Source organism: Mangrovibacter sp. MFB070 (assembly GCF_000705335.1).
Classification (GTDB): domain Bacteria; phylum Pseudomonadota; class Gammaproteobacteria; order Enterobacterales; family Enterobacteriaceae; genus Mangrovibacter; species Mangrovibacter plantisponsor.
In genome coordinates this window covers 235793-249912 of record NZ_JJMI01000053.1, presented here as the reverse complement: position 1 = coordinate 249912, position 14120 = coordinate 235793, and the positions used below count along the sequence as shown (strand labels likewise).

9 protein-coding genes are annotated in these 14120 nt (G+C 51.1%); 7 read left to right on the top strand and 2 right to left on the bottom strand.

What is annotated here, in order from left to right:
- Positions 1-3: 3 nt before the first annotated feature.
- From purL to glnB, 5 genes are all read left to right on the top strand, one after another.
- On the top strand, positions 4-3885 hold the full coding sequence (gene purL / locus DT73_RS24250; protein ID WP_036116395.1) for a phosphoribosylformylglycinamidine synthase: 3882 nt from the start codon (positions 4-6) through the stop codon (positions 3883-3885).
- Between the two features lie 741 nt (positions 3886-4626).
- Positions 4627-6081, top strand: a complete 1455-nt coding sequence (locus DT73_RS24245) for a HAMP domain-containing sensor histidine kinase (protein WP_036116394.1) — start codon at positions 4627-4629, stop codon at positions 6079-6081.
- Between the two features lie 49 nt (positions 6082-6130).
- The gene (locus tag DT73_RS24240; RefSeq protein ID WP_051691531.1) at positions 6131-6847 is read left to right on the top strand and encodes a hypothetical protein; all 717 of its coding nucleotides are present in this window, start codon (positions 6131-6133) and stop codon (positions 6845-6847) included.
- Complete coding sequence (gene glrR, locus DT73_RS24235) at positions 6844-8184, top strand: two-component system response regulator GlrR (protein ID WP_036116392.1); 1341 nt, start codon at positions 6844-6846, stop codon at positions 8182-8184. The genes DT73_RS24240 and glrR overlap by 4 nt, the downstream gene beginning before the upstream one ends.
- 108 nt (positions 8185-8292) lie before the next feature.
- Positions 8293-8631: a nitrogen regulatory protein P-II gene (glnB, locus tag DT73_RS24230; protein ID WP_036116390.1), complete on the top strand. Its 339-nt coding sequence runs from the start codon at positions 8293-8295 to the stop codon at positions 8629-8631.
- Positions 8632-8703: 72 nt separating this feature from the next.
- On the opposite strand, the gene hmpA is transcribed toward glnB, so the two are convergent.
- Positions 8704-9894, bottom strand: coding sequence for an NO-inducible flavohemoprotein (gene hmpA / locus DT73_RS24225; RefSeq protein WP_036116388.1), 1191 nt, complete (start codon positions 9892-9894; stop codon positions 8704-8706).
- Between the two features lie 319 nt (positions 9895-10213).
- Between hmpA and glyA the strand changes: the two genes are divergently transcribed.
- Both glyA and DT73_RS24215 read left to right on the top strand, forming a co-directional pair.
- A complete protein-coding gene (glyA, locus tag DT73_RS24220; RefSeq protein ID WP_036116387.1) occupies positions 10214-11467 on the top strand; it encodes a serine hydroxymethyltransferase in 1254 nt (417 codons plus the stop codon).
- Positions 11468-11604: 137 nt separating this feature from the next.
- Positions 11605-12750 (top strand): 3-phenylpropionate MFS transporter, encoded by a 1146-nt coding sequence (locus DT73_RS24215; RefSeq protein WP_036116386.1) that lies wholly within the window; start codon positions 11605-11607, stop codon positions 12748-12750.
- Here the strand turns inward: DT73_RS24215 and csiE are convergent.
- A complete protein-coding gene (gene csiE / locus DT73_RS24210; RefSeq protein ID WP_036116384.1) occupies positions 12747-14030 on the bottom strand; it encodes a stationary phase inducible protein CsiE in 1284 nt (427 codons plus the stop codon). The two genes, DT73_RS24215 and csiE, sit on opposite strands and share 4 nt — an antisense overlap.
- Positions 14031-14120: the final 90 nt, after the last annotated feature.

Here is a 14120-nt window from a genome sequence, read left to right as displayed (position 1 = left end):
TTAATGATGGAAATTCTGCGTGGTTCGCCTGCATTGTCGGCATTTCGTATTAACAAACTGCTGTCCCGCTTTAAGGATGCTCATCTGCCAGTGAGCAATATTTACGCCGAGTATGTTCACTTTGCTGACCTCAAAGCACCACTCAGTGCCGATGAACTCGCCCGCCTGCAACGCTTGCTGAAATATGGCCCGACGCTGGCGGAAAACGCACCGGTTGGGCAGTTAATACTTGTCACGCCGCGTCCTGGCACCATTTCTCCATGGTCTTCTAAAGCGACCGATATCGCACATAACTGCGCTCTGGATCAAGTCAGTCGTCTGGAACGTGGTGTTGCTTACTATGTTCAGGGCTCACTGTCAGAGCAACAGTGGCAGCAGGTGGCTGAGCTACTGCATGACCGCATGATGGAAACCGTGTTCAGCAATATGAATGATGCTGAGCGTCTGTTTGCTCACCACGAACCTGCACCCGTTCAGTCGGTCGATATCCTTAATCAGGGGCGTCAGGCGTTAGTTGATGCCAATATTCGTCTTGGTCTGGCACTGGCTGAAGATGAAATTGATTACCTGCAGGATGCGTTTACTCAGCTTGGTCGTAACCCGAACGACATCGAACTGTATATGTTCGCTCAGGCGAACTCAGAGCACTGCCGCCATAAAATCTTTAACGCCGACTGGGTTATTGATGGTGAAGAACAGCCTAAGTCGCTGTTTAAAATGATTAAAAATACATTCGAAACCACGCCAGACCATGTGTTGTCAGCCTACAAAGACAACGCTGCTGTTATGGAAGGTTCAACGGTTGGGCGTTTCTTCGCTGAGCGCGGCTCTGATCATTATGATTTTCACCAGGAAGAAGCTCATATCCTGATGAAAGTTGAAACCCATAACCACCCAACGGCAATTTCACCATGGCCGGGTGCTGCAACGGGGTCCGGCGGGGAAATTCGTGATGAAGGCGCAACCGGGCGTGGTGCAAAACCTAAAGCTGGTCTGGTTGGGTTCTCGGTATCTAACCTGCGCATTCCGGGTTTTGAACAGCCATGGGAAGAAGACTTTGGTAAGCCTGACCGGATTGTTTCAGCACTGGATATCATGCTGGAAGGCCCACTGGGTGGTGCGGCGTTTAACAACGAATTTGGCCGCCCGGCACTGAATGGCTATTTCCGTACTTATGAAGAGCGGGTGACCAGCCACAACGGCGAAGAACTGCGTGGTTACCACAAACCGATTATGCTGGCGGGTGGTATCGGTAATATTCGTGCCGATCACGTTCAGAAAGGGGAAATCCCCCCTGGTGCCAAATTGATTGTGCTGGGTGGCCCGGCGATGAACATCGGTCTGGGTGGTGGCGCTGCATCTTCCATGACTTCCGGCCAGTCTGATGCCGACCTGGATTTTGCCTCTGTGCAGCGTGATAACCCGGAAATGGAACGCCGTTGCCAGGAAGTTATTGACCGCTGCTGGCAGTTGGGTTCTGACAACCCGATTCTGTTTATTCATGATGTTGGCGCGGGTGGTTTGTCAAATGCGATGCCTGAGCTGGTCAGTGACGGCGGGCGTGGCGGGCGCTTTGAATTGCGCGATATCCTGAATGATGAACCCGGTATGAGCCCGCTGGAAGTGTGGTGTAACGAGTCCCAGGAGCGTTATGTCCTGGCCGTGGCTCCAGAACAACTGGCCTTGTTTGATGAATTGTGCCGCCGTGAGCGTGCGCCTTATGCGGTCATTGGCGAAGCCACTCAGGAACAACATCTGACCCTGAATGACCGGCACTTTGATAACCAGCCAATTGATATGCCGCTGGATGTGTTGCTGGGCAAAACACCGAAGATGACCCGCAATGTAACCCGCCTTAAAGCCGAAGGTAAGGCGCTGGCATGTTCAGCGATTAATCTTGCCGATGCGGTAAAACGCGTAATGCATTTGCCGGTGGTTGCGGAGAAAACCTTCCTGGTCACGATTGGTGACCGTACTGTAACCGGGATGGTTGCGCGGGATCAGATGGTTGGCCCGTGGCAGGTTCCGGTGGCAAACTGCGCTGTTACCACCGCCAGCCTGGACAGCTACTATGGTGAAGCAATGTCCATGGGCGAGCGTGCTCCGGTAGCACTGCTGGACTTCGGCGCCTCTGCACGCCTGGCTGTTGGCGAAGCGCTGACCAATATCGCAGCCACACACATTGGTGATATCAAGCGTATTAAATTGTCTGCAAACTGGATGGCAGCAGCCGGGCACCCGGGTGAAGACGCCGGGTTATACGAAGCAGTGAAAGCCGTTGGCGAAACACTGTGCCCGCAATTGGGTCTGACCATCCCGGTGGGTAAAGACTCCATGTCAATGAAGACCCGCTGGCAAGAAGGCAACGAACAGCGCGAAATGACTTCTCCGTTGTCGCTGGTTATTTCGGCCTTTGCGCGTGTGGAAGACGTGCGCAGTACCGTAACACCACAATTACGCACTGGTGCCAACGCACTGTATCTGGTTGACTTGGGTGAAGGGGCAAACACGCTGGGTGCAACTGCACTGGCTCAGGTTTACCGCGACCTGGGGGATAAACCAGCTGATGTCCGCGATGCCGCGAAGCTGAAAGGCTTTTACGATGCAATGCAGGCACTGGTAGCCGAAGGTAAATTGCTGGCTTACCACGACCGTTCTGATGGTGGTTTGCTGGTGACTCTGGCGGAAATGGCCTTTACAGGGCACTGCGGTGTTCAGGCGGATATTTCTGGGCTGGGTGACACATTGCCTGCTCTGTTCACTGAAGAACTGGGCGCAGTTATTCAGGTTGCCGAAGCCGACCGTGCTGTTGTTGAACAATGCCTGCAAAGCTATGGCCTTGGAGCCTGCGTTCACTATCTCGGCCAGGCCGTCGAAGGGGACAGCTTTACCCTGACAGCCAACGGTGACACGGTTTATAGCGAAAAACGCTCTCAACTGCGCATGTGGTGGGCGGAAACAACCTGGCAGATGCAGCGCCTGCGTGATAACCCGGATTGTGCTGATCAGGAACATAACGCGAAAGCCAACGAGCAGGACCCCGGTCTGAATGTAGCGTTGACCTTCGATATTAACGAAGATGTTGCCGCCCCATATATTGCTACTGGCGCTCGTCCAAAAGTGGCAGTACTGCGTGAGCAGGGTGTCAACTCACATGTGGAAATGGCTGCGGCATTTCATCGTGCTGGTTTTGACGCTATCGATGTCCATATGAGTGACTTACTCTCTGGCAAGCGAGACCTGGAAGCCTTCCAGGCGCTGGTTGCCTGTGGTGGGTTCTCTTATGGTGATGTGTTAGGCGCCGGGGAAGGCTGGGCAAAATCCATTCTGTTTAATGAACGCGTTCGTGACACTTTCCAGACTTTCTTCCACCGTCCACAAACCCTGGCTTTGGGGGTGTGTAACGGGTGCCAGATGATGTCCAACCTGAAGGAATTAATTCCTGGCAGTGAATTGTGGCCGCGTTTTGTTCGTAACCATTCAGACCGCTTTGAAGCTCGTTTCAGCCTGGTTGAAGTGGCGCAGAGCCCGTCATTGTTGCTTGATGGCATGGCAGGTTCACATATGCCGGTTGCCGTTTCCCATGGTGAAGGCCGTGTGGAAGTGCGTGATGCTGCCCATTTGGCAGCACTGGAAAGCAAAGGGCTGGTGGCGTTGCGCTTTATTGATAACGCAGGTGGCGTCACTGAAAACTACCCGGCTAACCCGAATGGTTCCCCTAATGGTATTACAGCGGTTACCAGTGAAAGTGGCCGTGCGACAATCATGATGCCACACCCGGAGCGTGTATTCCGTACCGTCAGTAACTCATGGCACCCGGAAAACTGGGGTGAAGACAGCCCCTGGATGCGGATTTTCCGTAATGCCCGTAAGCAGTTGGGGTGATATTGTTTCAGGCAGAATCATTTCACAAAGCCTTCCTTCGGGAAGGCTCAGATTGATGAAAAAGAAGGAAAAAACGTGTTTTTTCCTTCTTTTTAGTTAGCGGGCGAAAATCAATGAATTGATTTTCCATGTTTTTTATTGGGTGACATTCTCTCGTTCTGTGCAGGCATGAGGTTTGTTATCAGGCTCAGCCTTCCTTCGGGAAGGCTTTTTTGTTTTTCAGGCACTATCTGGCTTGTTGTGTGGCTGGGTGTCTCTATTTGCCAACAGAATGATTACTACCCTGTCGCCATTTGGTGACACTTAATTAATTGATTATATTTGTATTTATTGTATTTAATTTATGCTGTCTCTTTTTGGCGACATTTTGATTGTGCGGTTACTCAGCTTTTTACTGATCAGATGAGGTTAATATTATAATAATCAATGTGTTATGTTTTATTTTTATACCTGGCACACTCTGTGCATATATTTATGCAGTGGCTCATTCACCTGTTTATGTCAGCCCCATTTGGCCGCGCTACATAAAAACCGAATGACGCACAAAAAGGTGCCTGCCGTCCAACTACTGATTATTGCATTGCTTTATCAGGCTCAGGGCGAAACGTTGAGTTAGGCACCGCCTGAATTCTGAACAAAGGCAGGGTTTTATTCCCTGCCTTTGTTGTTTCTCCGTCTGGTGCTTTTCACCGGCTTACTGGTCAGTTAGCATCGAATGATTCAGGATGATGTGAGACAACCATGTTACTACCCCGCCAGCTTATTCCCCGCTCACTTCGCCAACTGGTTATTATGGCGTTCTTGTTAGTTCTGGTTCCTCTGTTGGTTCTGGCCTGGCAAGCCTGGCAGAGCCTGAATGCTCTGAGCGACCAGGCCGCGCAAACCAACCGCAATACTTTGGTGGATGCCCGCCGAAGTGAAGCCATGACCAGCCTGGCGCTGGAAATGGAGCGCAGCTACCGCCAGTTTTGTGTGCTGGACGATAATACATTACGCAATGTTTACCAGACCCAGCACAGCCGATACCTGGCGTTGCTGGATGCGTGGAACAGCGGGTTGCCAGACAGCACAATTTTGCAGCAACTGCGGGCGAATCTGGATGCCCTTTCACACCTGCAGTGTACCAACAGCGTGCCGGAGAAACGGTCTGCCCGGAATCTGGAGATCTTTGCCGATAACAATGCATCACTGGTTCAGGCGACAAGGGCAATGGTTTATTCCCGCGGCCAGCAACTCCAGCAAGAGATTGCTGAACGGGGGCAGTTCTTTGGCTGGCAGGCTTTAATTTTATTTATTGTCACTCTGGTGCTGGTGATGCTGTTTACCCGCACCATCATCGGCCCGGTAAAAGCAATAGAAGCAATGATCAATCGGCTGGGAGAAGGGCAATTTCTCTCCAGTGAAGAAAGTGTCAAAGGACCGAAAGAACTCCAGGTAATCAGCCAGCGTATAGTCTGGTTAAGTGAGCGTCTGGCCTGGCTGGAATCTCAAAGGCATGAGTTTCTGCGCCATATTTCTCATGAATTAAAAACACCTCTTGCGAGCCTGCGTGAAGGCACTGAATTGCTGGCCGATGAAATCGCCGGGCCGCTCAATACTGACCAGCAGGATATCGTACAAATACTGGATTCAAGTAGTATCCAGTTACAAAAGTTGATTGAGCAATTGCTGGATTACAACCGGAAAATAGCGGAGAGCGCAGTCGAACTTATGCCGGTAGATCTGGGAGTATTAATCAATCAGGTTGTCAGTGCTAATGTGTTGCCCGCAAGAGCGAAAATGATGCATACCGTGATTGAACTGGAAGTGCCATATTGTCTGGCAGACCCGGCTCAGCTCACCACCGCGCTGGATAATCTCTACTCCAACGCCGTGCACTATGGTAATGAATCCGGTAGTATTTACCTGCATTCAGCCCGCTCTGGTCAGTACATCAGCATTGATATAGTGAATACCGGTACGCCCATTCCTGATTCTGAAAAGAATATGATTTTTGAACCCTTCTTTCAGGGGCGCCAGCAACGCAAAGGTGCCGTGAAAGGTAGTGGGCTTGGCCTCAGTATTGCTCGCGACTGTGTACATCGTATGCAGGGGGAACTGAGCATAGTTGAACACGAAAAAGGTGATGTCTGTTTTCGCATTACGTTGCCTGTAGTTAAAACGGAAGTTGAGACGGAACACTTAAAAAATGCCTAATCCTTTTAGTACCTGTAGTGCACCTGTACGCAGGTTTTCTTTGCGGGCTATGTTATACCGGGTTTTATCGGGGGGAGTCTTGCTGGTACTGGCAGGTTGCCAGTCTGGGGGAGAAAATACCTCATCATCCGGCACATTCAAAGCGCCACCGGTACCGCAAACTGAACTGACGGATTACCTGGCAATGCGTTGCTCTGATTTACTGCAAATGCGTACCCGGGAAACGAATATCATTGAGAATCCGCTTTACTGGGCGGCTTTCATTTCCTGTGCGCGCCAGACTGAACCGAATACTGCCCGAGTGATTGCAAGCCGCTGGGCTGAGTCTGGGTGGTATAACACTTTGCGTACCGCTATTGTGTTGTCCCGCTCTTTGCCGGAAAACACAGTACGCCAGAATTACCTTAACCAGGTATCGTTGGTACATGAACAGATCCCTGCCAGCGTCACTCCTTTATTCAACATGTGGTGGGACAATGAACAACTGGCTCTTAAACTGGCAGAACAACAAAGCCAGTATGCGTTGTTGAAGAGTAACACTGACCAGGAGCTTGAAACGTTGCGCCAGCAGCAGCAACTCCTGCACCAGCAACTGGAAACCACAACGCGCAAGTTGGAAAATTTAACGGATATTGAGCGCCAACTTTCAACACGTAAAGCGGGTGGTGCCTATACCCCTGATACAGGTGCGGGCCATTCAGGTACTACGCAATCATCAGGCAGTGCATCAGGGCAGGCAGGCTCTGGTGGAGAGGAAACACCATGACATTAGTGGTCAACGCACATTTATTATTAGTGGATGATGACCCGGGATTATTGAAACTCCTGGGAATGCGGCTTGCCAGCGAAGGTTACCAGGTTTCAACAGCAGAAAGCGGGCAGGAAGGGCTACGGGTACTGTCGCGTGAGAAAATTGATCTGGTGATAAGCGATCTGCGCATGGACGAAATGGATGGTCTGCAATTATTCAGTGAGATCCAGAAACGCAGCCCCGGTTTGCCAGTGATCATTCTGACTGCTCATGGATCGATACCTGATGCCGTTTCCGCTACCCGCCAGGGGGTCTTCAGCTTTCTGACCAAGCCGGTTGACAGAGAAGCACTCTACAAAGCAATTGACGAAGCGTTATCCCAAAGCGGGAGTGCTGTGGATGAAGCGTGGCGTGAAAACATTGTTACCCGCAGTCCGCTGATGCAACGCCTGCTGGAACAGGCCCGAATGGTTGCGCAGTCTGATGTCAGTATTTTGATTCAGGGGCAAAGTGGTACCGGTAAAGAAGTGCTCGCCCGGGCCATTCATGCTGCCAGCCCCCGGTCAGGAAAGCCTTTTGTCGCTATCAATTGTGGTGCGTTACCAGAACAACTCCTTGAGTCGGAACTGTTTGGTCATGCCAGAGGCGCATTTACAGGGGCTGTAAGTTCCCGGGAAGGGTTATTTCAGGCGGCTCAGGGTGGTTCACTGTTTCTTGATGAAATAGGCGATATGCCACTGGCATTGCAGGTTAAATTACTGCGGGTGCTTCAGGAGCGCCAGGTGCGCCCGTTAGGCAGCAACAGCGATATTGCTGTAGATGTGCGTATTATTTCTGCCACACACCGTGACTTGCCTAAAGCGATGGAGCTGGGTGAGTTCCGGGAAGATTTGTTCTACCGGCTGAATGTTGTCAGCCTGAAAATACCGCCGCTACAGGCCCGCCCTGAAGATATTCCCTTGTTGGCAAACCACCTGCTGCGCCAGGCTGCTGGCCGTAATAAACCTTTTGTTCGCCGTTTCTCAACCGAAGCCATGAAATTGCTGGTTGCGGCTGCATGGCCGGGGAATGTGCGGCAGTTGGTGAATGTGATTGAGCAGTGCGTGGCGCTGACGGCCGCGCCGGTGATTAATGAAGCACTTGTCGCTCAGGCGCTGGAAGGGGAAAATACAGCACTGCCAACATTTGCAGATGCCCGTAGCCAGTTTGAACTCAATTACTTGCGCAAGTTACTGCAAATAACCAAAGGGAATGTTACTCAGGCTGCGCGAATGGCCGGGCGTAACCGTACTGAGTTTTATAAGTTACTGGCCCGCCACGAACTGGACGCCAGCGATTTTAAAGGTGCATGATTTTTTTGGCGCATTTACGTACCGCTGCCTACCCGGTATGTGTTACCGTTAGCGCCCGCTTATGCTGTTCGTTGTTGCCTCCCCTGCGTGGCGTTTTAAGGAACCACCATGAAAAAGATTGATGCGATTATTAAACCGTTCAAACTGGATGATGTGCGTGAAGCTCTGGCTGAAGTGGGCATCACAGGGATGACGGTCACCGAAGTGAAGGGTTTTGGCCGCCAAAAAGGCCATACAGAGCTCTACCGTGGCGCTGAATACATGGTGGATTTCCTGCCGAAAGTTAAAATTGAAATTGTCGTGACTGACGACCTGGTTGATATGTGTGTTGATACCATTACACGCACTGCTCAGACCGGTAAAATTGGTGATGGCAAGATTTTTGTGTTCGACGTGGCACGCGTAGTACGTATCCGTACTGGTGAAGAAGACGACGCTGCAATCTGATAATCATCAGCGCCGGCATTTACTGAATCACCGCTGTTCTGAGCCCTCGCAATGTGCGAGGGCTTTTTGTATTTACAGCACTTTATGCGGGCCAAAGCATTCGTAGTGAATGCGTTCGGCATTAACACCGTTATCCACTAACTGCCGGGCAATAAATTGCATAAACCCAACCGGGCCGCACAACCACCAGGTCATTTGTGGGTCGTTCAGGCTGGAGATGTACGGGGTCAGGTCCATATGGCCTGCTTTAATGCTGCCTGTCTCTATGGCATCTGTCTGCTCAGGTTTGCTGTACCATACCTGCTGCGTAAAGTGGCGCAACTGTGCACCGGTATGGTTTACCTGGCCCGCAAATGCATGCCGGCGCCCATTTTCTGCCGCATGAAACCAGTTAACCTGGGCCTGGTGTTCGCCCCGGGCCAGTGAGCCCAGCATGGAGAGCAATGGGGTCTGCCCGGTACCCGCTGAAATTAAGCTCACCGGGGTCTGGGGGGTAACATCAAGGTAAAAATCGCCAGCCGGAGGAGCCAGGTGGATAATATCACCGGGCTCAGCGCAATCATGTAGCCAGCGAGAAACCAGCCCTTTATCGTCACGCTTAACAGCAATACTGTAGTGTTGCCCGTCAGGCTGGTGGGTCAGGGAATACTGGCGGATTTCCTGGTTCTCAAAACCAGCAGGTTTGATCCATACCGCCGTATATTGGCCCGGCAGGTAAGGCATTACGGGGCCACCATCTGCGGCGGCAAATTTAAAACCGGTAATGGTTTCACTTTCACGTATTTTGGCGACAAGGCGGAAAGGGCGTGTACCTTGCCAACCGCCATCCTGATTCTGGTTACTTTGGTAGATTGCAGCTTCGCGGCGAATAAATATCCCGGCCAGCGCCTGGTAAGCCTTTCCCCATGCATCCAGCACATCCTGCCCCGGGTTGAGCATTTCTTTGAGTGTTGCCAGTAAGTGATAACCCACGATGTCATATTGCGCAGGCTGAATACTGAAACTGGTGTGTTTTTGGGCGATTTTCTCAACAGCGCTGGCCAGAACCTCCGGTGTTTCCAGGTGGCTGGCCCAGGCGCAAATTGCATTGAACAGCGCTTCACGCTGGTCCCCATTACGCTGATTGCTCATATTGAATATTTCTTTGAGTTCAGGGTTATGGTTGAACATGCGCTGGTAAAAGTGAGCTGTCAGCGCCGGTCCGGTTTCAACAACAGCTGGAATGGTGGATTTCACAATCGCGATGGTTTTTGCGTCGATCATAAGATTGTCTCTTTTTTATAACATGTATTTTATATGCATCTTATAAAATAAGCCGTGATGTTGTAAATGGCTATTTTTTGCTGGACAAAGCGAGGGCGAAGATGAAATAACATGCACGACATGTTGAGAAAATATCCTGTTCTTTATGCATGTAATTGTTTTGTTGAAAGCCTTGTGTGGCGCGATGCCAAACGTTTGCGTAAAAACCTCCGTAAGCCTCTATCTTCCCTCTGTGAATCGGTTTAAACTGTTGCCCGTTGCCCACAAGGGTCCCCTAAAGCAGTATATTTTTTACCGTTAGCTGAGTCAGGAGATGCGGATGTTAAAGCGAGAAATGAACATTGCCGATTATGATGCCGAACTTTGGCAGGCGATGGAGCAAGAGAAAGTGCGTCAGGAAGAACACATTGAGCTGATCGCCTCCGAAAACTACACCAGCCCGCGCGTTATGCAGGCACAAGGTTCCCAGTTAACCAACAAATATGCAGAAGGCTACCCTGGCAAACGTTACTACGGTGGTTGTGAATACGTAGATATCGTAGAACAACTGGCCATTGACCGTGCTAAAGAACTGTTCGGCGCGGACTACGCTAACGTTCAGCCTCATTCAGGTTCTCAGGCAAACTTTGCCGTTTACACCGCATTGCTGCAACCGGGCGACACAGTGCTGGGTATGAACCTGGCTCACGGTGGTCACCTGACTCATGGTTCACCGGTTAACTTTTCGGGCAAACTGTACAATATCGTGCCTTATGGCATCGATGAAACCGGCCATATTGACTACGCTGATTTAGCCAAACAGGCAGAAACCCATAAACCCAAAATGATCATCGGTGGCTTCTCCGCTTACTCCGGTGTGGTTGACTGGGCGAAAATGCGTGAAATCGCTGACAGCATTGGTGCTTATCTGTTTGTTGATATGGCACACGTAGCAGGCCTGGTCGCTGCAGGCGTTTACCCGAACCCGGTTCCTCACGCACACGTCGTAACAACCACTACCCACAAAACGCTGGCTGGCCCGCGCGGTGGTTTGATTCTGGCGAAAGACGGCAGCGAAGAGCTGTATAAAAAACTCAACTCTGCTGTGTTCCCGGGTGGGCAGGGCGGTCCGTTGATGCATGTGATTGCCGGTAAAGCCGTGGCGCTGAAAGAAGCCATGGAACCTGCGTTCAAAACTTACCAGCAACAGGTTGCTAAAAACGCGAAAGAGATGGTGTCTGTATTCCTGTCTCGTGGCTATAAAGTGGTTTCTGGTGGCACAGATAACCATCTGTTCCTGCTGGATCTGGTCGATAAAGAGATCACTGGTAAAGATGCCGATGCTGCTCTGGGCCGTGCCAATATCACCGTAAACAAAAACAGTGTGCCGAACGATCCGAAGAGCCCGTTCGTGACTTCCGGTATCCGTGTTGGTACACCTGCGGTGACTCGCCGTGGCTTTAAAGAAGCCGAAGTGCGTGAACTGGCAGGCTGGATGTGTGATGTGCTGGATAATCTTAACGATGAAGCCACCATTGAGCGTATCAAACAAAACGTACTGGCAATCTGCGCACGTTTCCCGGTTTACGCATAATTCCGTATTACCTTGTTAAAATGCATACAACAGGCCGCACAGTCGGCCTGTTTTTTTATGTGTTATCACGCTGTTAATTACTACTTGCATGCCAGGTGCCCCTCAGCGAAACTATCGCCCTTGCACAGGGAGGCAGAATGGTTATGCAGTCTACGCGCTGGCTGGCGCTCAGTTATTTCACCTATTTTTTCAGTTACGGTATTTTCCTCCCCTTCTGGAGTGTCTGGCTTGAAGGCCGCGGGCTGAAGCCCGACACCATAGGTTTATTATTGGGGTGTGGGCTGGTTGCCCGCTTTCTGGGAAGCCTGTTGCTGGCTCCGCGTGTTAACGATCCTTCCCGTCTGGTTTTTGCTCTGCGCCTGCTGGCCTCTCTGACCTTCTTCTGTGCACTCGGTTTTTGGGCAGGAAACCAGGTGGTTTGGTTGTTACTGGTCATGGTCGGGTTCAACGTTTTCTTCTCGCCACTGGTTCCCCTGACTGACTCCCTCGCCGGAACATGGCAACGGCAGTTCCCTCTGGATTATGGCCGGGTACGCCTGTGGGGGTCTCTGGCATTTGTTATTGGCTCTGCACTGACAGGAAAACTGGTTAGTTTGTATCAGTCAGATGTGATTCTGGTACTGCTGATGTCAGGTACCGGAGCAATGGTGGCTGGGATGATGCTTCGCCCGTCTGTCATGCCTCAGGGGGCGTTACGCCAGCAGGATCATACTGGCTTTGCCGGGTGGTGGGCCCTGGTTGTACGCTCATGGCGTTTTATTGCCTGTGTGTCACTGTTGCAGGGCGCACATGCCGCTTATTACGGTTTCAGTGCTATTTACTGGAAAGATGCCGGTTATTCTGCCGCGACTGTCGGGTATTTGTGGTCGCTGGGCGTGGTGGCGGAAATTGTCATCTTTGCATTAAGCAATCGCCTATTTCGCCGCTGGAGTGCCAGCCAGTTGTTACTACTTTCGGCATTCTGTGGTGTCATTCGCTGGTCAATTATTGCTGAAACTACCGCTTTGCCTTTTTTACTGGTGGCGCAGGTACTGCATTGCGGCAGCTTTACCGTCTGCCACCTGGCGGCTATGCGGTATATTTCGGCACGTCAGGGCGCAGAAGTAATTCGCCTGCAGGCTATTTATTCGGCAGTGGCAATGGGGGGAAGTATCGCGCTAATGACGTTGTTTGCCGGTTTCCTGTACCAGCATTTGGGCGCGGGGATGTTCTGGGTAATGGCGGCTGTCGCCTTCCCGGCAATATTTATCCGCCCGGCACGCCCGGTAGCTAACCAGCCTTAACCTTCGAGAATCGCGCGGATACGTTGCTGCTGGTGGAGTGTTAAAGGTTCCACCGCGTGAATCAGCGGGGGCGATACCAGCGGAAAATGTGTTTCATATGGGCTTATCACCAGGTCAATTTCCCCTGGTGTGCCCTCGTGGTGAAAGGCCTGAACCGTCTGGTACTGGATATTTAACGGTAACAGCGTTAGTCCCCGCACCTGTTTTTCCAGCTCTTTTTCGCGTGGTGGGTTATCACCCGTCAGTAACAGTACTTGTTTCTCATGTAATGCATCAGCCTGCATGAGCCATGCCCCAAAAATCACGGCAATCAACCCTGTTTCCTGGGCGGAGAAATGCAGTTGGTACTGCCCGGATAACGGTTGCAGCACTTGTTGTGTTGTTCCAATTAACCGTGGGTACAGGCGCACAATCTCGTCAGGCAGGTTGGTTTCAATACCAATTCCCAGTATCACTCGTTCCAGTGCCTGAAACAGGTGAATATACAACTGCCGGTGCAGGCCTTCTTCATCACTAAAGTGCAGGCCTGTTTGGGTGCGAAAATCATGGATCATCCGCCGGATTGCGAAATGTAATTGCTCTTCATGTTGGCCTGTTATGCAGACCGGATCGGGGATTTTCAGTAAAGAAAAGATAAAACCCAGCAGGTGAGAATGGCCGCTGTGCAGTGGAACTGATAATTGCCGGCTGATATGTTCGAATACTTCACTGGCTGCTGAAAACTCACTACGGCTTTCAATCCATTCACGCTGGAGGCGATTAAATTCAGGTAAACAGGCTGCCAACTGGTGATGCAGGCTGTAGAGTAGCCAGAATCGCAAAAAACGCTCATCACGCTCGCTGAACTGCCGGTTCAGGCGGCGGGCACTTAGCGAGACTAATGCATGCAGATTCATTTCATCGTATAAAGCGCGTGTGATGCCTTGCTGTTTGAGGCCTGCTTTAACACGGGGAATAATCTGGTTTTCGACGAAGCCCGGTGAGATACGCAATGCACGCCTTAACCAGTGGAACAGGCACAGTTGTTTGTCGAGGCTGGTTCCTTCAATAATGTAGCCGCCTGTAGTTTGCGGGCGGATAGCTAACCGGTGGCAGGCATGAATTTCTTCATGTGTATCAGCAATATCGCTATGCAGTGTTTCTATATCAGTATCATTAATGGTACTAAGTAATTCCGCTGTGAAATGTTGTTCTGAGAGCAGTAGCAATAACAACAATTGGCACTGGCGTTGCTGACGCGTAAGCACTGTTTTTGCTGGCGCTGGCGTCGTTGTTGTCATGCTGCCTCTCCTGAAGATACATTAAGTAAACTTAAGCATATACGCTGTCAGGCAGCCAGATACGTTTTTATCCGCGGAATTTTGACTGGC